Annotated in this window: 20 protein-coding genes; 16 read left to right on the top strand and 4 right to left on the bottom strand. The window is 67.2% G+C overall.

The window, feature by feature from the left end; genetic code table 11:
- Positions 1–166: 166 nt before the first annotated feature.
- The 5 genes from KDW96_RS15645 to KDW96_RS15625 all read left to right on the top strand — a co-directional run bounded on the left by KDW96_RS15645 (position 167) and on the right by KDW96_RS15625 (position 4,235).
- Complete coding sequence (locus KDW96_RS15645; protein ID WP_255837150.1) at positions 167–961, top strand: hydroxymethylpyrimidine/phosphomethylpyrimidine kinase; 795 nt, start codon at positions 167–169, stop codon at positions 959–961.
- A gap of 13 nt (positions 962–974) precedes the next feature.
- Positions 975–1,604 (top strand): thiamine phosphate synthase, encoded by a 630-nt coding sequence (gene thiE / locus KDW96_RS15640; protein WP_255837149.1) that lies wholly within the window; start codon positions 975–977, stop codon positions 1,602–1,604.
- A 53-nt stretch (positions 1,605–1,657) separates the two neighbouring features.
- Positions 1,658–2,947: a glutamate-1-semialdehyde 2,1-aminomutase gene (hemL, locus tag KDW96_RS15635; protein ID WP_255837148.1), complete on the top strand. Its 1,290-nt coding sequence runs from the start codon at positions 1,658–1,660 to the stop codon at positions 2,945–2,947.
- A complete protein-coding gene (locus KDW96_RS15630) occupies positions 2,947–3,594 on the top strand; it encodes a hypothetical protein (protein ID WP_255837147.1) in 648 nt (215 codons plus the stop codon). The genes hemL and KDW96_RS15630 overlap by 1 nt, the downstream gene beginning before the upstream one ends.
- A 92-nt stretch (positions 3,595–3,686) precedes the next feature.
- Positions 3,687–4,235, top strand: a complete 549-nt coding sequence (locus tag KDW96_RS15625) for a tetratricopeptide repeat protein (protein ID WP_255837146.1) — start codon at positions 3,687–3,689, stop codon at positions 4,233–4,235.
- 106 nt (positions 4,236–4,341) lie between these two features.
- On the opposite strand, the gene KDW96_RS15620 is transcribed toward KDW96_RS15625, so the two are convergent.
- Positions 4,342–4,665, bottom strand: coding sequence for a DUF1820 family protein (locus KDW96_RS15620; protein WP_213641408.1), 324 nt, complete (start codon positions 4,663–4,665; stop codon positions 4,342–4,344).
- Positions 4,666–4,794: 129 nt separating this feature from the next.
- On the opposite strand from KDW96_RS15620, the gene miaB reads away from it, so the two are divergent.
- The 5 genes from miaB (at position 4,795) to lnt (ending at position 10,241) form a co-directional block, all read left to right on the top strand.
- Entirely contained in the window at positions 4,795–6,138 is a 1,344-nt protein-coding gene (gene miaB, locus KDW96_RS15615) for a tRNA (N6-isopentenyl adenosine(37)-C2)-methylthiotransferase MiaB (protein ID WP_255837145.1), read from the top strand.
- A 132-nt stretch (positions 6,139–6,270) separates the two neighbouring features.
- Complete coding sequence (locus KDW96_RS15610) at positions 6,271–7,272, top strand: PhoH family protein (protein ID WP_255837144.1); 1,002 nt, start codon at positions 6,271–6,273, stop codon at positions 7,270–7,272.
- Positions 7,265–7,723: an rRNA maturation RNase YbeY gene (gene ybeY / locus KDW96_RS15605; protein WP_255837143.1), complete on the top strand. Its 459-nt coding sequence runs from the start codon at positions 7,265–7,267 to the stop codon at positions 7,721–7,723. The genes KDW96_RS15610 and ybeY overlap by 8 nt, the downstream gene beginning before the upstream one ends.
- A 32-nt stretch (positions 7,724–7,755) precedes the next feature.
- The gene (locus KDW96_RS15600) at positions 7,756–8,595 is read left to right on the top strand and encodes a CorC family transporter (protein WP_255837142.1); all 840 of its coding nucleotides are present in this window, start codon (positions 7,756–7,758) and stop codon (positions 8,593–8,595) included.
- A gap of 125 nt (positions 8,596–8,720) precedes the next feature.
- Positions 8,721–10,241, top strand: a complete 1,521-nt coding sequence (gene lnt, locus KDW96_RS15595; RefSeq protein ID WP_255837141.1) for an apolipoprotein N-acyltransferase — start codon at positions 8,721–8,723, stop codon at positions 10,239–10,241.
- 4 nt (positions 10,242–10,245) lie between these two features.
- Here the strand turns inward: lnt and KDW96_RS15590 are convergent, their stop codons facing one another.
- Both KDW96_RS15590 and KDW96_RS15585 read right to left on the bottom strand, forming a co-directional pair.
- Positions 10,246–11,022: a YdcF family protein gene (locus KDW96_RS15590; RefSeq protein WP_255837140.1), complete on the bottom strand. Its 777-nt coding sequence runs from the start codon at positions 11,020–11,022 to the stop codon at positions 10,246–10,248.
- 94 nt (positions 11,023–11,116) lie between these two features.
- The gene (locus KDW96_RS15585; RefSeq protein ID WP_255837139.1) at positions 11,117–11,566 is read right to left on the bottom strand and encodes a hypothetical protein; all 450 of its coding nucleotides are present in this window, start codon (positions 11,564–11,566) and stop codon (positions 11,117–11,119) included.
- A 191-nt stretch (positions 11,567–11,757) separates the two neighbouring features.
- Between KDW96_RS15585 and leuS the strand changes: the two genes are divergently transcribed.
- The 6 genes from leuS to lipA all read left to right on the top strand — a co-directional run bounded on the left by leuS (position 11,758) and on the right by lipA (position 19,147).
- Positions 11,758–14,364, top strand: coding sequence for a leucine--tRNA ligase (gene leuS, locus KDW96_RS15580; protein WP_255837138.1), 2,607 nt, complete (start codon positions 11,758–11,760; stop codon positions 14,362–14,364).
- A 58-nt stretch (positions 14,365–14,422) separates the two neighbouring features.
- Entirely contained in the window at positions 14,423–15,031 is a 609-nt protein-coding gene (locus tag KDW96_RS15575; RefSeq protein WP_255837137.1) for an LPS-assembly lipoprotein LptE, read from the top strand.
- Positions 15,032–15,074: 43 nt separating this feature from the next.
- Complete coding sequence (gene holA, locus KDW96_RS15570; protein WP_255837136.1) at positions 15,075–16,121, top strand: DNA polymerase III subunit delta; 1,047 nt, start codon at positions 15,075–15,077, stop codon at positions 16,119–16,121.
- A gap of 91 nt (positions 16,122–16,212) precedes the next feature.
- Positions 16,213–16,371 (top strand): alternative ribosome rescue factor ArfA, encoded by a 159-nt coding sequence (arfA, locus tag KDW96_RS15565; protein ID WP_255837135.1) that lies wholly within the window; start codon positions 16,213–16,215, stop codon positions 16,369–16,371.
- Positions 16,372–16,443: 72 nt separating this feature from the next.
- The gene (locus KDW96_RS15560) at positions 16,444–17,724 is read left to right on the top strand and encodes a lytic murein transglycosylase (protein WP_255837134.1); all 1,281 of its coding nucleotides are present in this window, start codon (positions 16,444–16,446) and stop codon (positions 17,722–17,724) included.
- A gap of 364 nt (positions 17,725–18,088) precedes the next feature.
- Positions 18,089–19,147 carry a lipoyl synthase gene (gene lipA / locus KDW96_RS15555; protein ID WP_255837133.1) on the top strand — a complete coding sequence of 353 codons (1,059 nt, stop codon included), beginning with the start codon at positions 18,089–18,091 and terminating at the stop codon, positions 19,145–19,147.
- Between the two features lie 83 nt (positions 19,148–19,230).
- Here the strand turns inward: lipA and lipB are convergent, their stop codons facing one another.
- On the bottom strand, positions 19,231–19,794 hold the full coding sequence (lipB, locus tag KDW96_RS15550; RefSeq protein WP_255840540.1) for a lipoyl(octanoyl) transferase LipB: 564 nt from the start codon (positions 19,792–19,794) through the stop codon (positions 19,231–19,233).
- Positions 19,795–19,807 lie beyond the last annotated feature (13 nt).

The raw sequence follows: 19,807 nt of genomic DNA, 5'->3' as shown, positions 1-19,807 counted from the left end.
TCGAGTCACGCTCGCCAGGCCTCTACAGCAGGGCCTGCAACGCCGCCCAGTTGTGGATGTGAGCGATTGGCGGGCCGGCCAACCTGACCGGGCGCGGCCCCGACGCAGCCCTCTGCGGCGCCCCGCCACGGCCCAAATCGGTCGAATAATGCTAAGCTCGCGCACCATGAAAACACCCACTTCCCGCCCCGTAGTGCTCTGCCTGTCCGGCCACGACCCCAGTGGTGGTGCCGGCCTGCAAGCCGATATCGAAGCCCTGCTCGCGCAAGGCTGCCACGCCGCCCCCACCGTGACCGCGCTCACCGTGCAGGACACAGTCGATGTCGCCGACTTCCGCGTGCTCGACCGCGACTGGGTACTGGCCCAGGCCCGCGCCGTGCTCGCCGACCTGCCGGTGGCCGCGATCAAGCTGGGCATGCTCGGCTCGGTGGAGATGGTCGACACCGTGTTGCAACTGCGCCAGCAGCTGCCGGACGTGCCGCTGGTCTGCGACCCCGTGCTGCGGGCCGGCGGCGGTGGCGCCCTGGGCAAGGACGAGGTCGGCTACGCCATGCGCGAGCGGCTGTTCCCGGTGTCCAGCATCGCCACACCGAACCTGCCGGAGGCGCGCATCCTCGCCGAACTGCCGGAAGGCAGCGCCGACCAGTGTGCGGAAAAGCTGCTGCCCTATATCCGCCACCTGCTGATTACCGGCGGTCACGGCGACGAGCAGCAAGTGCACAATCGCCTGTACAGCCGCGACGGCAGCCACCACACCTTTACCTGCCAGCGCCTGCCCGGCAGCTACCACGGCTCCGGCTGCACCCTGGCCAGCGCCCTGACCGGACGCCTGGCCCTGGGCGAGGAGCTGGTCAGCGCCGTGCGCTCGGCCCTGGACTACACCTGGCGCACCCTGCGCGACGCCGAGCAACCCGGCCACGGTCAGTACATTCCCCGCCGCCTGCCGCTGGACCTTTACTGAAGGAGCCTCCGCCATGACCCTGAGTGGCCTCTACGCCATCACCGACAGCCAGTTGCTGGCCGGCGGCAAGCTGCTGCCCTATGTCGAAGCCGCCCTGAACGGCGGCGCCCGGCTGCTGCAGTATCGTGACAAGTCGACCGACGACGGTCGCCACCAGCGCGAAGCCGAATCCCTGCTTGAGCTGTGCCAGCGCTACGGCGCGACGCTGATCATCAACGACGACGCCGAACTGGCCGCGCGCCTCGGCGTCGGCGTACACCTCGGCCAGGGCGACGGCTCCCTGGCGGCCGCCCGCGCCCTGCTCGGCGGCGGGGCAGTCATCGGCGGCACCTGCCACGCCCGCTTCGAGCTGGCCGAGCAGGCCGCCAAGGAAGGCGCCAGCTACGTCGCCTTCGGCCGCTTCTTCGAGTCCCATACCAAGCCGGGCACGCCGACGGCCACGGTCGAACTGCTGGACCAGGCCAGGCAACACCTGCAGCTGCCGGTGGTCGCCATCGGCGGCGTGACCCTGGACAGCGCGCCCCGGCTGATCGAACACGGCGCCAGCATGATTGCGGTGATTCACGCCCTGTTCGCCGCCGACTCGGCCGCCGAGGTCGAGCGCCGCGCCCGTGCCTTCAGCACCCTGTTCGCCCACCACTGATTATTTTTCCGGGCGAGCCGGCTCGCCCGAGACGATTACTAATGAGGTCTGCCATGTCCCGTTCCGAAATCTTGTTCACCAACGCGCAGAAGCACATCCCGGGCGGGGTCAACTCGCCGGTACGCGCCTTCAAGAGCGTCGGCGGCACCCCACTGTTCTTCAAGCACGCCGCCGGCGCCTATGTTACCGACGAGGACGACAAGCGCTATGTCGACTACGTCGGTTCCTGGGGGCCGATGATCCTCGGCCACAGCCATCCTGATGTGCTCGATGCGGTGCGCCGGCAATTGGAACACGGCCTGTCGTTCGGCGCGCCGACCGCGATGGAAACCGAGATGGCCGAACTGGTGTGCAGCCTGGTGCCGTCCATGGAAATGGTGCGCATGGTCAGTTCCGGCACCGAAGCGACCATGAGCGCCATCCGCCTGGCCCGCGGTTTCACCGGGCGCGACAGCATCATCAAGTTCGAAGGCTGCTACCACGGCCACTCCGACAGCCTGCTGGTCAAGGCCGGCTCCGGCGCCCTGACCCAGGGTGTGCCGAGCTCGGCCGGGGTACCGGCGGCCTTCGCCAAGCACACCCTGACCCTGCCGTTCAATGACCTCAAGGCTGTCGAGCGGATGCTCGGCGAGGTTGGCCAGGAGGTGGCGTGCATCATCGTCGAGCCGGTGGCCGGCAACATGAACTGCGTGCCGCCGGCGCCCGGCTTCCTCGAGGGCCTGCGCGAGCAGTGCGACAAACATGGCGTGGTGCTGATCTTCGACGAGGTGATGACCGGCTTCCGCGTCGCCCTCGGTGGCGCCCAGGCGCACTACGGCGTGACCCCGGACCTGTCCACCTTCGGCAAGATCATCGGTGGAGGCATGCCGGTCGGCTGCTTCGGCGGCAAGCGCGCGATCATGGACTGCATCGCCCCCCTGGGCCCGGTCTACCAGGCCGGCACCCTGTCGGGCAACCCGCTGGCCATGGCCGCCGGCCTGACCACCCTGAAGCTGATCAGCCGCCCCGGCTTTCACACCGAGCTGAGCGACTACACCAGTCGCATGCTGCAGGGCTTGCAGGACCGCGCCGATGCCGCCGGCATCCCCTTCGTCACCACCCAGGCCGGCGGCATGTTCGGCCTGTACTTCAGCGGCGCCGACGCCATCGTCACCTTCGACGACGTGATGGCCAGCGACACCGCGCGCTTCAAGCGCTTCTTCCACCTGATGCTGGAGGGCGGGGTCTATCTGGCGCCGAGCGCGTTCGAGGCCGGCTTCACCTCCATCGCCCACGGCGAGGCCGAACTGCAGATCACCCTGGATGCCGCCGAGCGCGCCTTCGCCCGCCTGAAAGACGCCTGATGCAGCAAGGTGCCGTCTTTTCCGCCGCGCTGCTGGCCCTGACCTGCCTGGCGTGCGCCGTCGCGGTCGGCCGGGCCCGCACAGGCTACGGCGAAGGCGATCAGCCCGCGCTGTTCTGCGCGTTGCTGGGCTTCCTGCTGCCGGCGGCGGCTGCCGCCACCACGGCGCCAGGCCAGGGCCTCGGCCCCGACTGGCAGGCCGCCCAGCTGTGGCTGAGCCAAGCCAGCGACTACCTGGCCCTGCCGCTGCTCGGCGCCGCCGCCCTGACCCTCGCCCGCGGCTGGGTCTGGAGCCGGCCCAACTGGGGGCGGCTGCTGCTGGGGCTGTGCGCCTTCTTCGAGCTGTTCCGCCAGCTGCACCTGCTCGACGATTATCGCCTGCTGCTCAGCCTGGCGACCCTGCTGCTGCTGCTCTACGTCGGCGCCGTGCAATGGCCGCGACGCCAACCGCTACTGGCCGCGCTGGGCGCGAGCGGCCTGCTCCTGCTGGCCGAGCAGCTCGCCGGCAGCGCCAGTGCACTTGGCCCCCTGGGCCCGGTCGACCTGCAGCACCTGCTGCAAGTTCCGGCCTATGGCTTGCTGGCCTGGCTGCTCCTGACCCTGCCCGGCAGCCCTGCGCGCACAGAAAAGCCGGTAAAGACTTTGTAAGAACCCCATGGCTTATTTCATAATGTGATCGCCGACGCGTTTCGTTGGCCGGGCACACGGCCCGCCCCGCACCCTGAGGTACACGGATTTCCATGAACTGCACCGGCCGCACCCTGACCCTGGGCTGCCTGTTGCTTCTTTTGCCGCTGCTGGCCTGCGCCGGCGGCAACTCGCTCCTGATTCCCGCAACCGGGAGCTGCTCGCTGAACACCGCCCCGGCGGACCTGCCGGATGCCCTGGCCGCCTGCCAGCAGGCGGCGCGCAACGGCGACGCCCAGGCCGAGTTCGAACTGGGTGAGTTCTATTACGACGGCCAGCGCTCGCCACGCGACCTTGCCCAAGCCCTGAACTGGTTCGAGCAGGCCTCATTGCAGGGCCACGCCGAAGCGCAATACCGCCTGGGGATGATGTTCTTCCGCGGTGAAGGGGTGCCGGCGAACAACGTGCAGGCCTACATCGTGCTGAAAATGGCGGCGGTTAACGGCTCGGACGACGCCATGGACAGCGCCGACCTGGTATCCGAGCAGATGCAGAGCGAAGAACTGGAAATCGCCAGCCAGGTGCTGGGGCAGATATTCCGCAATTACCTGATGGAACTGCAGACCGCCGAGAGCCCGTCGCCGTTCGCCCCCCTGCCTTAGACTGAACCGCCGCCAAGGGCATTGCACCGCGCGGCGCTAGGCACCACCTACCGCGGCGGATGCAAAAAACGAGAAATACCCTGGGAACACGATTCAGCCGCGCGCCTTACTTGTCGGGCATCGGCATGGGGAACGGCATGATATTGCCGCCACCCTTGGCCTCGCTGATCTTCGGCGTGCCCAGGCGCTCCACCTCGTCGATGCGGATGATCGCGTGCATCGGCACAAAGCTGCGCACCACGCCATCGAACTGCGCCTTGAGCTTTTCCTCGCTGGGGTCGACTACGACCTGCGTGCGCTCGCCGAAGACGAACTCCTCGACCTCGAGAAAGCCCCACAGATCACTCTGGAAGATCTGCTTGGCATACATCTCGTAGACCTGACCCTGGTTGAGGAAAATGATCTTGTAGATAGGCTCGCGCTTGCTCATGGATGGCAGTTTAGACTGATGAAAAATGAAGGGCGCAAATCATAGCACAGCCACCCGGCAGGCAATGCTAGGAAGCCGGGCGTCCGAGCACTATAATGCGCGGTCCTTCGAACAGCCCGTTGAGCCCGCATGACCAAGAAGCTTTATATCGAAACCCACGGTTGCCAGATGAACGAGTACGACAGCTCGCGCATGGTCGACCTGCTGGGCGAACATCAAGCCCTGGAAGTCACCGAGCGCGCGGAAGACGCCGACGTCATCCTGCTCAACACCTGCTCGATCCGCGAGAAGGCCCAGGACAAGGTGTTTTCCCAGCTCGGCCGCTGGCGCGAACTGAAGCTGGAGAAGCCCGACCTGGTGATCGGCGTGGGCGGCTGCGTGGCCAGCCAGGAAGGCGCGGCGATTCGCGACCGCGCACCCTACGTCGACGTGGTATTCGGCCCGCAGACCCTGCACCGCCTGCCGGAAATGATCGACGCGGCGCGCAGCACCAAGAAGCCCCAGGTGGACATCTCCTTCCCCGAGATCGAGAAGTTCGACCGCCTGCCCGAGCCCCGGGTCGACGGCCCCAGCGCCTTCGTATCGGTGATGGAAGGCTGCAGCAAGTACTGCACCTTCTGCGTGGTGCCCTACACCCGCGGCGAAGAGGTCAGTCGCCCGCTGGCAGACGTGCTCGCGGAGATCCTCCACCTGGCCGAGAACGGCGTGCGTGAAGTGACCCTGCTCGGCCAGAACGTCAACGGCTACCGCGGCGAGACCCCGGGCGGCCAGATCGCCGATTTCGCCGAACTGCTCTACGCGGTGGCAGCCATCGACGGCATCGATCGCATTCGCTACACCACCAGCCACCCGCTGGAGTTTTCCGACGCCCTGATCGAAGCCCACGCGCAGATCCCCGAGCTGGTCAAATACCTGCACCTGCCCGTGCAGTCGGGCTCCGACCGCATCCTCGCGGCGATGAAGCGCAACCACACCGCGCTGGAGTACAAGTCGCGCATCCGCAAGCTGAAGGCCGCGGTACCGGACATCCTGATCAGCTCGGACTTCATCATCGGCTTCCCCGGCGAGACCGAGAAAGACTTCGAACAGACCATGAAGCTGGTCGAGGACGTCGGCTTCGACTTCTCCTACTCCTTCGTCTACAGCGCCCGCCCGGGCACGCCGGCGGCCGACCTGGTCGACGAGACTCCGGACGAGCTGAAGAAGCAGCGCCTGCAGATCCTGCAGAACCGCATCAACCAGCAGGGCTTCGAGAACAGCCGGCGCATGGTCGGCAGCGTGCAGCGCATCCTGGTCAGCGACTACTCGAAGAAGGACCCGGGCATGCTCCAGGGCCGCACCGAGAACAACCGCATCGTCAACTTCCGCTGCGACAATCCGCGCCTGATCGGCCAGTTCGTCGACGTGCATATCGACGACGCCCTGCCCCACTCGCTGCGCGGCAGCCTGTTGGCGGCGCAGGTCGCGCGCTAACCGGCGCATGCAGGGTGGACAGCCGTCCAGCCTGCATGCGGCTAAAGCCGCAGTCGAGCGAGCTTCCCCCCTTCGACGCCTAGCGCTATTCTTCGCCTCACAACCCCTGCCGACTGGCGGCCATCTACGACCTTGAACGCACCCATAGAACCCCATCGCTTCATCCTCGAGCCCTTCGAGGCTCGCCGCTTCGCCAACCTCTGCGGGCAGTTCGACGAACACCTGCGCCTGATCGAGCAGCGCCTGGCGATCGAAATCCGCAACCGTGGCAACCAGTTCGAGCTGATCGGCCCGCCGGAACAGACCGCCGCCGCCGAACAGCTGCTGCGCCGCCTGTATCGCGAGACCAAGAGCACCGAGCTGTCGCCGGACCTGGTGCACCTGTTCCTGCAGGAATCGGCCATGGAAACGGTGGCCGACAAGAGCGAAGTCGGGGTGACCCTGCGCACGCGCAAGGGCAGCATTCGCCCGCGCGGCGCCAACCAGCAGCGCTACGTCAAGGCGATCCTCGACAACGACATCAACTTCGGCATCGGCCCGGCCGGTACCGGCAAGACCTACCTGGCCGTGGCCTGTGCGGTGGACGCCCTGGAGCGCGAGCAGGTGCGGCGCATTCTCCTGGTGCGTCCGGCGGTGGAGGCCGGCGAGAAGCTCGGCTTCCTCCCCGGCGACCTGGCGCAGAAGATCGACCCCTACCTGCGCCCGCTGTACGACGCGCTGTACGAGATGCTCGGCTTCGAGCAGGTGGCCAAGCTGATCGAACGCCAGGTGATCGAGATCGCCCCCCTGGCCTACATGCGCGGGCGCACCCTGAACAACAGCTTCATCATTCTCGACGAAAGCCAGAACACCACCCTGGAACAGATGAAGATGTTCCTCACCCGCATCGGCTTCGGCTCCACCGCGGTGATCACCGGCGACATCACCCAGGTCGACCTGCCGCGCGGCACCCGCTCCGGCCTGACCCACGTGATCGACGTGCTGCACGAGGTGCCGGGCATCAGCTTCACCCATTTCAAGCCCAAGGACGTGGTGCGCCACCCCCTGGTGCAGCGCATCGTCGAGGCCTACGAACGGCACGACAACCGCCTGCACGGCAAGCTCGACGACGATCAGGACAACAGCGATGGTTGAACTGGATCTGCAGATCGCCAGCCAGGCCACCGCGCTGCCCAGCGAGGCGCAGTTTCGCCGCTGGTGCGAACTGGCCCTGCGCCAGCGCAGCGCCGACTCCGAGCTGACCATCCGCCTGGTCGACGAGGCCGAGGGCCGCGAGCTGAACCACAGCTACCGGCACAAGGACTACGCGACCAATGTGCTGTCCTTCCCCGCCGACGTGCCCGACGAGATGCTCGACATCCCGCTGCTCGGCGATCTGGTGATCTGCGCGCCGGTGGTCGAACGCGAGGCCGGCGAACAGGACAAGACCCTGGAGGCGCACTGGGCCCACCTGGTGATTCACGGCTGCCTGCACCTGCTCGGCTACGACCACATCGACGAAGCCGAAGCCGAGGAAATGGAAGCGCTGGAACGTACACTGCTCGCCGAGCTGGGTCACCCCGACCCCTACGCCGGCGACGACTGATTGCCCACGAGCAAGGATCCCGAGTACCCCAAATGAGCGAAGATCGATCGAGCAACGAGCAGAAGTCCTGGCTGAACAAGCTGACCCAGGCTTTTGCTCATGAGCCGAAAAACCGTCAGGAACTGCTGGAAGTGCTGCGCGACGCACACCAGAACAAGCTGCTCGACAGCGAGGCCCTGGCCATCGTCGAAGGCGCCATCCAGGTGGCGGACCTGCAGGTTCGCGACATCATGGTCCCCCGCTCGCAGATGATCAGCATCAAGGCCAGCCAGACGCCCAAGGAGTTTTTGCCGTCGATCATCGACGCGGCTCACTCGCGCTACCCGGTGATCGGCGAAAGCCTCGACGACGTGATCGGCATTTTGCTGGCCAAGGACCTGCTGCCCCTGGTGCTGCAGGACGAGCAGTCCAACTTCAACATCAAGGACCTGCTGCGCCCGGCGACCTTCGTCCCCGAGTCCAAGCGCCTCAACGTGCTGCTGCGCGAATTCCGCGCCAATCACAACCACATGGCGGTGGTGATCGACGAATACGGCGGTGTCGCCGGCCTGGTGACCATCGAGGACGTGCTCGAGCAGATCGTCGGCGACATCGAGGACGAGCACGATGTCGAGGAAGACAGCTACGTCAAACCGCTGCCCAGCGGCGACTTCCTGGTCAAGGCACTGACCCCGATCGACAACTTCAACGAAGCCTTCGAGACGCAGTTCTCCGATGACGAGTTCGACACCGTCGGCGGCCTGGTGATGAGCGCCTTCGGCCACCTGCCCAAGCGCAACGAGGTGACCGAGATCGGCGAATTCCGCTTCCGCGTGCTCAATGCCGACAGCCGGCGCATCCACCTGCTGCGTTTGACGCCGTTGATGCGCTGAGGCTCAGGCTACGCTCCTGTCGCCGCCCCACCACCGGCCGACAGGAGCGGCATCGCCCGCCCTGCTTCCCCCCTCCCGCGTTCCGCTCTACCCTTGCCCGACCCCAATCCAAGGACCTGCACGCGATGCACTGGATAACTCGCCCCGGCTGGCCGGGCAACCTGATCGCCCTGGCCGCCGGCGCCATCACGCCTCTGGCCCTCGCCCCCTTCGACCTGTGGCCCCTGGCGATCCTGTCCATCGCCCTGTTCTACCTCGGCCTGCGCGACCTGCACTCGCGCCAGGCCGCCTGGCGCGGCTGGTGCTACGGCTTCGGCCTGTTCGCCGCCGGCACCAGCTGGGTCTACGTCAGCATCCACGACTACGGCGCCGCCTCGCCGCCCCTGGCCGCACTGCTAACCCTGGGCTTCGTCGCCGGCCTGGGCCTGTTCTTCGCCCTCGCCGCCTGGTTGTGGGCGCGCTGGCTGCGCCGCGTCGAGGCGCCCCTGGCCGACGCCCTGGCCTTCGCCGCCCTGTGGCTGGCCCAGGAAGCCTTTCGCGGCTGGTTCCTCACCGGCTTCCCCTGGCTCTATGCCGGCTACAGCCAACTCGACGCACCGCTGGCCGGCCTCGCCCCGCTGGGCGGTGTCTGGCTGGTGTCCTTCGTCCTGGCGCTGTCCGCCGCGCTGCTGGTCAACCTGATCCGGCTGCGTGGCCGCGCGCCCTTGCTGGTCGCCGGCCTGGTGCTGCTGGTCGGCCCCTGGATCGCCGGCGCCGCACTCAAGGACCGCGCCTGGACCAGGGCAACCGGCGAGCCGCTCAAGGTCGCCGCCATGCAGGGCAACGTGCCGCAGAACCTGAAATGGGATCCGGCCCAGCTCAACGCCCAACTGGCGCTTTACCGTGACCTGAGTTTCACTGCCCGCCCCACCGACCTTATCGTCTGGCCGGAAACCGCCGTACCCGTGCTCAAGGAGCAGGCGGTTGGCTATCTCGGCGTGATGGATCGCTTCGCCCGCGAGCGGGGCGCCGCGCTGATCACCGGCGTGCCGATCCGCCAGGCCAACGCGCGCGGCGAGCCGCGCTACTACAACGCGGTCAGCGTGGTCGGCGACGGCAGCGGCGATTACCTGAAGCAGAAGCTGGTGCCCTTCGGCGAATACGTGCCCCTGCAGGAACTGCTGCGCGGGCTGATCGCCTTCTTCGACTTGCCGATGTCCGACTTTGCCCGCGGCTCGGCCGAACAACCGCTGCTGCAGGCCAAGGGCCACAGCATCGCCACCTATATCTGCTACGAGGTGGTCTATCCGGAGTTCGCGGCCAGCCTGGCCGCCCGCAGCGAGCTGCTGCTGACGGTGAGCAACGATGCCTGGTTCGGCAGCTCGATCGGCCCCCTGCAGCACCTGCAGATGGCGCAGATGCGCGCCCTCGAGGCGGGCCGCTGGATGATCCGCGCGACCAACAACGGCATGACCGTGCTGATCGACCCCTTCGGCCGGATCAGCGCCCAACTGCCACAGTTCGAGCGCGGCGTGCTCTATGGCGAAGTGCAGCCGATGCAGCAGTTGACGCCCTACCTGCAGTGGCGCGCCTGGCCCCTGGTGATCCTCTGCGCCCTGCTGCTGGGCTGGGCGCTGCTGGCCAGCCGCATGGCCAGGACGGTCTAGGCCGTCACTCGCTGGCGGCCTGGCCGTAGAACATGGGGTAGGCGAGCAACCCGATCGCCTCGTTGAGCAGCTGCGTGCTCTGCCACAGCGCCTTGCCCTCGGGCAGCCAGCCGCCACCGGGGCGGTCGCCGGCCACCCCGAGAAAGCCCACCGGCGCCGCTCGCACCTGCAGCCCCTGCTGCTCGAAACACCAGCGCGCCCTGGGCATGTGCCAGGCCTGGGTGACCAGCACCACCCGGGTGATGCCCGCCTGGCGCAACAGGTCGGCGCTATGGGTGGCATTCTCCCAGGTGGTGCGACTCCCGCCCTCCTGCCAGCGCACGACCACGCCGTGATCCCGTGCCATCACCTGCGCCATCAGCGCGGCTTCGCTGGGCGGCTGGTCAAAATGCAGCCCGCCGCTGGTCAGTACCGGCAGGCCCGAGGCCTTGGCCAGGCGCGCGGCATAGCGCAGGCGCTCCAGCGCCGTGGAGGCCGGCTGATCGCCGCCCCAGGCCGGGTCATCCCGCTCGCGACCACCACCCAGCACGACAATGGCCTCGGCCTGCTGCGCCAACTCAGGCCAGTGCGCCTCGGCCAGCGCGGGCTCACGCTCCAGCAGACGCGCCGACCACTCCACGGTGACTGGCAGGGACATCAACCACAGCCCGGCAAAGCCAAGGACAAAGCAGCCGGTCGCGGTTCGCGGCCAGCGCCGACGCAGCCACCAGCCCGCCAGCAACAGGAGCAGCAACACGCCTGGCGGCATAAGCAGTTGTTTCAGGAAATAGCGAATCGGCATGGGCCACCCTCCACTGGGACGCCAAGCCTACCAGCAGTTCGACGACCAACGACCCGAGCCGGATCCGGGAACGCGCAAGTCGTCGGAGAACAGACTATTGATAGCGGTCGCGCGCGCGAAACAGCTGCGAGCCGCACGCCCTACAGGCCTGAACCCCCTGACCAGGGCCCCAGTCGACATCCTCGCCGCAGAGGGCGCAGCAAAGCTGGACCTGCTGCTTGGCGGAGCCCTGACTCCTGTCGAGGGCGCGGCTGACCGCGTTTTCCAGGGGGCGTCCGGCCTTGGCCGCACGCACCGGCAGCTGCTCGATCTGCGCCAGCTCCGCCGCCGCGGCGTGCCAGCCGCGCAGCCAGTTCAGGTCATGATCCAGATAGGCGCGAATCAACTCCAGTTCAGCCTCGGTCAGGCCGTGCAACTCCAGTTCGCCCGGGGCCTCGGCGGAGACCCGCCCTACGCTCTCGGCCTCATCCAGCGCTAGGGCGAGGCGTTGCAATAGCCGCTCGTACAAACCCCCGCCTCCATGCGTTCGCCTCAACTCGCCCATCCACTCACCTCACGCTGGGCTTTATTGAACAGCCCTACAACAAGCTTAGCGGCCGCCCCCCAGCCGGAGCCGCCTGGCGACCAACGGCAGACGCTGTACCCGGCCCAAGCAATCAAGGTTTCCCTCAGTCAAGGGGGGTCATGTATGCTACGGCGTTTCCCGCAAGCCTCCATTCCCTAGCGCCAGTAGCCATGCACGAACAGTATCAGCCACGCGAAATCGAAGCCGCCGCGCAGTCCCACTGGGACGCGCAGAAATCCTTTGTAGTGAGTGAACAGCCGGGCAAGGACACCTTCTATTGCCTGTCGATGTTCCCCTACCCGAGCGGCAAGCTGCACATGGGCCACGTGCGCAACTACACCATCGGCGACGTGATCGCCCGCTACCAGCGTATGCAGGGCAAGAACGTGCTGCAGCCCATGGGCTGGGACGCCTTCGGCATGCCGGCGGAAAACGCCGCGATGAAGAACAAGGTCGCCCCGGCCAAGTGGACCTACGAAAACATCGACTACATGAAGACCCAGCTCAAGAGCCTTGGCCTGGCCATCGACTGGTCGCGCGAAGTCACCACCTGCAAGCCGGACTACTACCGCTGGGAGCAGTGGCTGTTCACCCGCCTGTTCGAGAAAGGCGTGATCTATCGCAAGAACGGCACCGTCAACTGGGACCCGGTGGACCAGACCGTGCTGGCCAACGAGCAGGTCATCGACGGCCGCGGCTGGCGCAGCGGCGCGCTGATCGAGAAGCGCGAAATCCCCATGTACTACTTCAAGATCACCGCCTACGCGGATGAACTGCTGAGCAGCCTGGACGAACTGGATGGCTGGCCCGAGCAGGTCAAGACCATGCAGCGCAACTGGATCGGCAAGTCCCGCGGCATGGAAGTCAGCTTCCCCTTCGACGCCGACAGCATCGGCGAGAGCGGCGCACTGAAGGTCTTCACCACCCGCCCGGACACCCTCATGGGCGCTACCTACGTCGCCGTGGCCGCCGAGCATCACCTGGCGAGCATCGCCGCCCAGGACAACCCCGAGCTGCAGGCCTTCATCGACGAGTGCAAGCGTGGCGGCGTGGCCGAAGCGGACATCGCCACCCAGGAAAAGAAGGGCCTGCCCACCGGCCTGTTCGTCGTCCACCCGCTGACCGGCGAGAAGCTGCCGGTGTGGGTCGCCAACTACGTGCTGATCCACTACGGCGACGGCGCGGTCATGGCCGTGCCGGCCCACGACGAGCGCGACTTCGCCTTCGCCCACAAGTACGAGCTGCCGATTCAGCCGGTGGTGCGCACCAGCGCCGGCGACGAGACCCCGGCCCCCTGGCAGGACGCCTATGCCGAGCACGGCCAGCTGATCAACTCCGGCGAATTCGACGGCCTGGACTACGAGGGCGCCTTCGACGCCATCGAAGTGGCCCTGCGCAAGAAGTCGCTCGGCCAGGCGCGCACCCAGTTCCGCCTGCGCGACTGGGGCATCAGCCGCCAGCGCTACTGGGGCTGCCCGATCCCGATCATCCATTGCGACAGCTGTGGCGACGTGCCGGTACCTGAAGACCAGCTGCCGGTGGTGTTGCCCGAGGACGTGGTGCCGGACGGCGCCGGCAGCCCGCTGGCGCGCATGCCGGCGTTCTACGAATGCAGCTGCCCGAAGTGCGGCGCGCCGGCCAAGCGTGAAACCGACACCATGGACACCTTCGTCGAGTCGTCCTGGTACTTCGCCCGCTATGCCTCGCCGCAATACACCGGCGGCATGGTCGACCCGCAGGCGGCCAACCACTGGCTGCCGGTCGACCAGTACATCGGCGGCATCGAACACGCCATCCTGCACCTGCTGTACGCGCGCTTCTTCCAAAAGCTGATGCGCGACGAAGGCCTGCTGTCCTCCAACGAGCCGTTCAAGAACCTGCTGACCCAGGGCATGGTCGTCGCCGACACCTACTACCGGGTGGCGGAGAACGGCGGCAAGGACTGGTTCAATCCGGCCGATGTGGAAATCGAGCGCGACGCCAAGGGCAAGGTCATCGCCGCCCGGCTTGCCAGCGACGGCCTGCCGGTGGAAATCGGCGGCACCGAGAAGATGTCCAAGTCGAAGAACAACGGCGTCGACCCCCAGGCCATGATCGATGCCTACGGCGCCGACACCTGCCGCCTGTTCATGATGTTCGCCTCGCCGCCGGACATGAGCCTGGAATGGTCCGACTCCGGCGTCGAGGGCGGCAGCCGCTTCCTGCGCCGCGTCTGGCGCCTGGCCCACGGCCATATCAGCCAGGGCCTGCCGACGGCACTGGACAAGGCCAGCCTGAGCGACAGCCAGAAGGAAATCCGCCGCGCCATCCACCTGGCCATCAAGCAGGCCAGCCAGGATATTGGCCAGCACCACAAGTTCAACACCGCCATCGCCGCGGTGATGACCCTGATGAACGTGCTGGAGAAGGCCCCCCAGGCCAGCGCCCAGGATCGCGCCCTGCTCCAGGAAGGCCTGGAAACCGTGGTCCTGCTGCTGGCGCCGATCACCCCGCACATCAGCCACCAGCTGTGGCTGGACCTGGGCCATGCCGAGGCGGCCATCGACGCGCCCTGGCCGGCCCTGGACGAATCGGCCCTGGTGCAGGACAGCCTGACCCTGGTGGTGCAGGTCAACGGCAAGCTGCGCGGCCAGATCGAAATGCCGGCCAGCGCCAGCCGCGAGGAAATCGAGGCGGCGGCGCGGGTCAACGAGAACGTGCTGCGCTTCACCGACGGCCTGAGCATTCGCAAGGTCATCGTGGTGCCCGGCAAGCTGGTCAATATCGTCGCCAACTGATTAAGCTCGGCGTGACCGCCAGGCGGCGCGCCGGGATGCTCGACAAGGGGATACAAAGATGCTGAAACAGAACCTGTTGGTAATCGGCCTGGCCGCGCTCCTGAGCGCGTGTGGCTTCCAGTTGCGCGGCACCGGCGACGTCCAGTTCGCCCTCAAGGAGCTCGACGTCAGTGGGCGCAACGCCTACGGCGACACACTCAAGCAGGTGCGCCAGGTGCTGGAGAGCAACGACGTGCGGGTCTATCCCGGTGCGCCCTACCGCCTGGTGCTGAGCAACGAGCGCGAAGAGCAGCGCGCCGCCAGCTACACCGGCGCGGCCCGCAGCGCCGAGTACGAACTGACCACCACCCTCGACTACGAAATCCGCGGTGCGCGCAACCTGCTGCTGCTGAGCAACAGCCTCGAGGCGCAGACCTTCTACGTACAGGACAGCAACAACCTGACCGGCTCCGCCCAGGAAGCCGGGCAACTGCGTAGCGAGATGCGCCGCGACCTGGTGCAGCAGCTGGTGCAGCGCCTGGGACAGATCAGCCCGGCCCAGCTCGACCAGCTGCAGCAGCAGGCCGAAGCCAAGGCCAAGGCGGAAGCCGAAGCCCTGGAGGCGGCCCGCCAGCGCCAGGCCGCCCAGCCCCAGCAGTCGCCCCTGTCGCTGCCGACCTATCCCTGACCCGCCCGCGGGGCCGTTTCGACGGCCCCGCATCGCCTAGCCGATGAAGCTCAGCCCCGCACAACTCAGCAAGCACCTCCAGGGGCCCCTGGCAGCGGTGTATGTCGTCAGTGGCGACGAGGCCCTGCTGTGCCAGGAGGCCGGCGACGCCATTCGCGCCGCGACCCGCCAGCAGGGCTTCGGCGAGCGCCAGGTATTCAACGCCGAGAGCAATTTCGACTGGGGCAGCTTGCTCCAGGCCGGTGCCAGCCTGTCGCTGTTCGCCGAGAAACGCCTGCTGGAATTGCGCATCCCCAACGGCAAGCCCGGCGACAAGGGGGCGGCCGCGCTCCTCGAGTACCTGGCGCGGCCGGCCGAGGACACCGTGCTACTGGTCAGCCTGCCGAAGCTCGATGGCAGCACGCAGAAGACCAAGTGGGCCAAGGCCCTGATCGACGGCGCCCAGACCCAGTTCGTGCAGATCTGGCCGGTCGATGCCGCCCAGCTGCCGCAATGGATCCGCCAGCGCCTGGCCCAGGCCGGACTCAGCGCCAGCCAGGAAGCGGTGGAGATGATCGCCGCGCGGGTCGAAGGCAACCTGCTGGCCGCCGCCCAGGAAATCGAGAAGCTCAAGCTGCTCGCCGACGGCGCCCAGGTTGACGCCAGCACCGTGCACGCGGCGGTGGCCGACAGCGCCCGCTACGACGTGTTCGGTCTGATCGACGCGGCACTCAACGGCGAATCGGCCCATGCCCTGCGCATGCTCGAGGGCCTGCGCGGCGAGGGGGTCGAGCCGCCGGTGATTCTCTGGGCCCTGGCCCGCGAAATGCGCCTGCTCGCCACCATCGCCCAGCAATACGCCCAGGGCATGCCTCTGGACAAGGCCTTCAGCGCGGCCCGCCCGCCGGTCTGGGACAAACGCCGGCCGCTGGTGAGCAAGGCGCTGCAACGCCATTCGGCGGCGCGCTGGGGCCAGTTGCTGCAGGATGCCCAGCGCATCGACGCACAGATCAAGGGGCAGGCGCCCGGCGATCCCTGGAACGGGCTGAACCTGCTGACCCTGACGCTCTGCGGCCAGCGCCTGGCCATTCCCGCCGACCCGGGCCGCTGACCCCTCCGCCCGGCCGCTGGCTGGACTTCGCCTGGACCAGGCTGCATCATCGGCACGCCCGCCAACGCCGGGCTAACGAAGAGGTCCGCCCATGAGCAAGCAAAACACCCACGGCCCGAACAAGGCCAAGTCACTGATCGCCCAGCCGCTGTTTCGCTGTCGCCAGGAAAGACCACGCAAGGGCAAAGGCAGTTATCGCCGCGAAGCCTCCCAGCCAAACTGGGAGGCTTCGTTCTTTGTGGCCGCCTGAAAGGCCCGCCACAGCCCGAATCGGTGCTCATCCATGCTAAGGTAAGCGCCTGCAAAACGCCCCGAGACCACCATGCCCTACCTGCTCCTTCGCGGCCTGAGTCATACCGCCACGGCCTGCCTGCTCGTCCTGCTCAGCGCCTGCGCCGAAGTTCCCGCGCAACCCCTGGCGCCCACCACTGCAGCGGCAATGACCACCGCCATCAACCCGACAGAGACGGTCGCCGCCCCACTGCTCAGTTTCGACGAGTGGCGCAGCCTGCTGCGCAGCGATGCCATCGCCGCCGGTATTGAAGGTGAGCTGTTCGACCGGGCCTTCGCCGGCGTCACGCTCGACCCCAGGGTCATAGCCGCCGACAGCAATCAGCCCGAGTTCAGCCGCCCGATCTGGGACTACATCGATGGCGCCGTTTCCACCGCCCGCGTGGCCCAGGGCCGCCTGCTCAAGGTCCAGCACCGCCCCACCCTCAAGGCCATCCGCAGCGCCTACGCCGTCGACCATGAAGTGCTGATCGCCATCTGGGGACTGGAGAGCAACTTCGGCGGCAACATCGGCAGCAACAACGTGATCCGCTCGCTCGCCACCCTCGCCTACGACGGGCGTCGCCAGGTGTTCTGGCGCAGCCAGTTGCTGGCGGCCCTGCAGATCCTCCAGGCCGGCGACAGCCCAACCCAGCAGCTGGTAGGTTCCTGGGCCGGGGCCATGGGTCAGACCCAATTCATGCCGACCACCTTCAATCAGTACGCAGTGGACTTCGACGGCGACGGCCGCCGCGACCTCTGGCACTCCACAGCCGATGCACTGGCCTCCGCCGCTCACTACCTGCACAACTCGGGCTGGGACAATGGCCAGCCCTGGGGCTTCGAGGTCAGCCTGCCGCCGTCGTTCGATTATGCCCTGGCCGACCCGGAAGTACGCCGCACCCTCACGCAATGGCGCGCGCTCGGCGTCACCCCGGTCAATCCGGTCGATGCCCGCGAAGACAACATGGCCAGCCTGCTCCTGCCCGCCGGGCACCGGGGGCCTGCGTTCCTGTTGCTCAATAACTTCCGCAGCATCCTCAAGTACAACAACTCCACCGCCTACGCCCTGGCCATCGGCCTGCTCTCCGATGCCCTGGACGGTCAGCCCGGCGTACAAGCCGCCTGGCCCCGCTCCGACCGCCAACTGGGACGCAGCGAGCGTGTCGAGCTGCAGGAGCTGCTGGCCCGCAACGGCCTGGAGCCGGGACCGGCGGACGGCATCATCGGTGCCAACACGCGCAAGGCCGTACGCGCCCTCCAGCAGCGCCTCGGCCAGCCGGCGGACGGCTACCCCAGCTACGAGCTGTTGCAACAGCTGCGCCAGCGCTGAGCGCAAGGCAGAAACACGGCGACCCGCGGGTCGCCTTTTTTCAATCAGCGGCAAGCCAGACGACCTCCTCGCCCCCTCGGATCGGCATCGCAAGACGAGCCGCCGCTCCGTCAGATGACTCCGCGACGATTGCAGGCAGTGTTCGGTAAACGGCAATCCCGGCCGGACGCCGTTGATGATACGCGGCCCACGGAAGCTGTTTACCCCTCAGGCCGGATCGGTTCACCATTCGGCACTGGCCGCGCGTGGCACAACACACCAGCCGTCAGACGGCCGCCGGCTTGTAAAAATACCTAGTGTGATAGACTGCGCGGCGGCCACAAGCCTCTCGCCAATGGAGCCTCTACCGGAGTCCAGATTTCCGATGTCAGACACGTCCTCGCCAAAACCCGTTGCCAGCGGCGACAAATTCCGCACCGTTCAGGGCATTACCGCGATCAAGGATGGCCAGAAGCGCCGTGCCTCGGCCGAGCCCCAGGTGTTTGAACCCAAGCCCAAATGGCTGCGGGTCAAGGCCCCCGGCGGCAGCCGCTTCGAAGCGGTCAAGCGCAATGTCGGCGAACACCGCCTGAGCACCGTGTGCCAGGAATCGCACTGCCCGAACATGGGCGAATGCTGGTCCAACGGCACCGCCACGATCATGCTGATGGGCTCGGTCTGTACCCGTGCCTGCCGCTTCTGCGCGGTGGACACCGGCAACCCCAACGGCTGGCTGGACCTGGAGGAGCCGCAGAACACTGCCAAGTCGGTGGAGCTGATGGCGTTGCGCTATATCGTGCTGACCTCGGTGGATCGCGACGACCTGGATGACGGCGGCGCCAGCCACTACGCCGCCTGCGTACGAGCGATCAAGGACAACACCCCACAGGTGGTGGTGGAAGCCCTGACCCCGGACTTCGACGGCGACCTGCAGGCCATCGAGCGCGTGGTGGATTCCGGCCTCGAGGTGTTCGCGCAGAACGTCGAGACGGTCAAGCGCCTGACCCATGAGGTGCGCGACCCACGTGCCGGCTATGACAAGACCCTACGCGTACTGGCCCACGCCAAGCGCCACCGCCCGGATGTGCTGACCAAGACCAGCCTGATGCTGGGTCTGGGCGAGACCGACGAGGAAATCCTGCAGACCATGGATGACCTGCGCGCCATCAACGTCGACATCCTCACCCTCGGCCAGTACCTGCAACCGACACGCAACCACCTGAAGGTGCAGCGCTGGGTCAGCCCGGAAGAGTTCAATCGGTTCCGCGAGATCGGCCTGCAGAAGGGCTTCATGGAAGTGGCCGCCGGCCCGCTGGTACGCTCCAGCTATCGCGCCGACAAGGTGTTCGAGAAGAACAACCTGGGCCTGGCCCTGGCCGCACCGATCCCGGTACCGGGTCAGGACGCCGACCCGAGCATCATCCCGGCGCTCAACCTGAACTAGTGCCGTCGCAGGGCGGATGGTGCTTTTTCATCCGCCACGAAGTCCGACACGGTGGCTGGGTAAACCGCCCTCCACCCCAGCGGCTAGGGGGTCGCGTAGCCCAGCCGTCGGCGTAGGGCCTGCTCGAGGCGTTGCGTTACCTCGTCGAGCGCGGGCGGCGCGTCGAGCAGATCCCTCAGCTGCACCATCTTCAACCCTGCGTAACCGCAGGGGTTGATCCGCCAGAACGGCGACATGTCCATGTCCACGTTCAGCGCCAAGCCATGGAAAGAGCGGCCGTTGCGGATGCGCAGGCCGAGGGAGGCGATCTTCGCGCCTTCGACGTAGACGCCCGGCGCATCGGCCTTGGGTGCCGCCACCACGGAGTAGCTGGCCAGCACATCCACCAGGCTCTGCTCCATCGCCGTCACCAGCTCGCGCACGCCCAGGTCCAGACGGCGCAGATCCAGCATCAGGTAGGCCACCAGCTGGCCCGGCCCGTGGTAGGTGACCTGCCCGCCGCGCTCCACCTGAATCACCGGAATGTCGCCCGGCGACAGCAGATGCTCGGGCTTGCCGGCCTGGCCCTGGGTGAACACCCGGGGGTGCTGCAACAGCCAGATTTCGTCGGGCGTCGACTCGTCGCGCTCAGCCGTCAGCCGGCGCATCGCCTCCAGGGTC

The organism is Pseudomonas benzenivorans (assembly GCF_024397895.1).
Classification (GTDB): domain Bacteria; phylum Pseudomonadota; class Gammaproteobacteria; order Pseudomonadales; family Pseudomonadaceae; genus Aquipseudomonas; species Aquipseudomonas benzenivorans_A.
The sequence above is the reverse complement of the archived record's forward strand: the minus strand, read 5'-3'. Positions and strand labels throughout refer to the sequence as shown.

Bases quoted from the DNA above. Each gene is read 5' to 3' on its own strand.
- KDW96_RS15645 (WP_255837150.1), top strand. From the start codon at position 167: ATGAAAACACCCACTTCCCGCCCCGTAGTGCTCTGCCTGTCCGGCCAC.
- thiE (WP_255837149.1), top strand. From the start codon at position 975: ATGACCCTGAGTGGCCTCTACGCCATCACCGACAGCCAGTTGCTGGCC.
- hemL (WP_255837148.1), top strand. From the start codon at position 1,658: ATGTCCCGTTCCGAAATCTTGTTCACCAACGCGCAGAAGCACATCCCG.
- KDW96_RS15630 (WP_255837147.1), top strand. From the start codon at position 2,947: ATGCAGCAAGGTGCCGTCTTTTCCGCCGCGCTGCTGGCCCTGACCTGC.
- KDW96_RS15625 (WP_255837146.1), top strand. From the start codon at position 3,687: ATGAACTGCACCGGCCGCACCCTGACCCTGGGCTGCCTGTTGCTTCTT.
- KDW96_RS15620 (WP_213641408.1), bottom strand. From the start codon at position 4,665: ATGAGCAAGCGCGAGCCTATCTACAAGATCATTTTCCTCAACCAGGGT.
- miaB (WP_255837145.1), top strand. From the start codon at position 4,795: ATGACCAAGAAGCTTTATATCGAAACCCACGGTTGCCAGATGAACGAG.
- ybeY (WP_255837143.1), top strand. From the start codon at position 7,265: ATGGTTGAACTGGATCTGCAGATCGCCAGCCAGGCCACCGCGCTGCCC.
- KDW96_RS15600 (WP_255837142.1), top strand. From the start codon at position 7,756: ATGAGCGAAGATCGATCGAGCAACGAGCAGAAGTCCTGGCTGAACAAG.
- lnt (WP_255837141.1), top strand. From the start codon at position 8,721: ATGCACTGGATAACTCGCCCCGGCTGGCCGGGCAACCTGATCGCCCTG.
- KDW96_RS15590 (WP_255837140.1), bottom strand. From the start codon at position 11,022: ATGCCGATTCGCTATTTCCTGAAACAACTGCTTATGCCGCCAGGCGTG.
- KDW96_RS15585 (WP_255837139.1), bottom strand. From the start codon at position 11,566: ATGGGCGAGTTGAGGCGAACGCATGGAGGCGGGGGTTTGTACGAGCGG.
- leuS (WP_255837138.1), top strand. From the start codon at position 11,758: ATGCACGAACAGTATCAGCCACGCGAAATCGAAGCCGCCGCGCAGTCC.
- KDW96_RS15575 (WP_255837137.1), top strand. From the start codon at position 14,423: ATGCTGAAACAGAACCTGTTGGTAATCGGCCTGGCCGCGCTCCTGAGC.
- holA (WP_255837136.1), top strand. From the start codon at position 15,075: ATGAAGCTCAGCCCCGCACAACTCAGCAAGCACCTCCAGGGGCCCCTG.
- arfA (WP_255837135.1), top strand. From the start codon at position 16,213: ATGAGCAAGCAAAACACCCACGGCCCGAACAAGGCCAAGTCACTGATC.
- KDW96_RS15560 (WP_255837134.1), top strand. From the start codon at position 16,444: ATGCCCTACCTGCTCCTTCGCGGCCTGAGTCATACCGCCACGGCCTGC.
- lipA (WP_255837133.1), top strand. From the start codon at position 18,089: ATGTCAGACACGTCCTCGCCAAAACCCGTTGCCAGCGGCGACAAATTC.
- lipB (WP_255840540.1), bottom strand. From the start codon at position 19,794: ATGCGCCGGCTGACGGCTGAGCGCGACGAGTCGACGCCCGACGAAATC.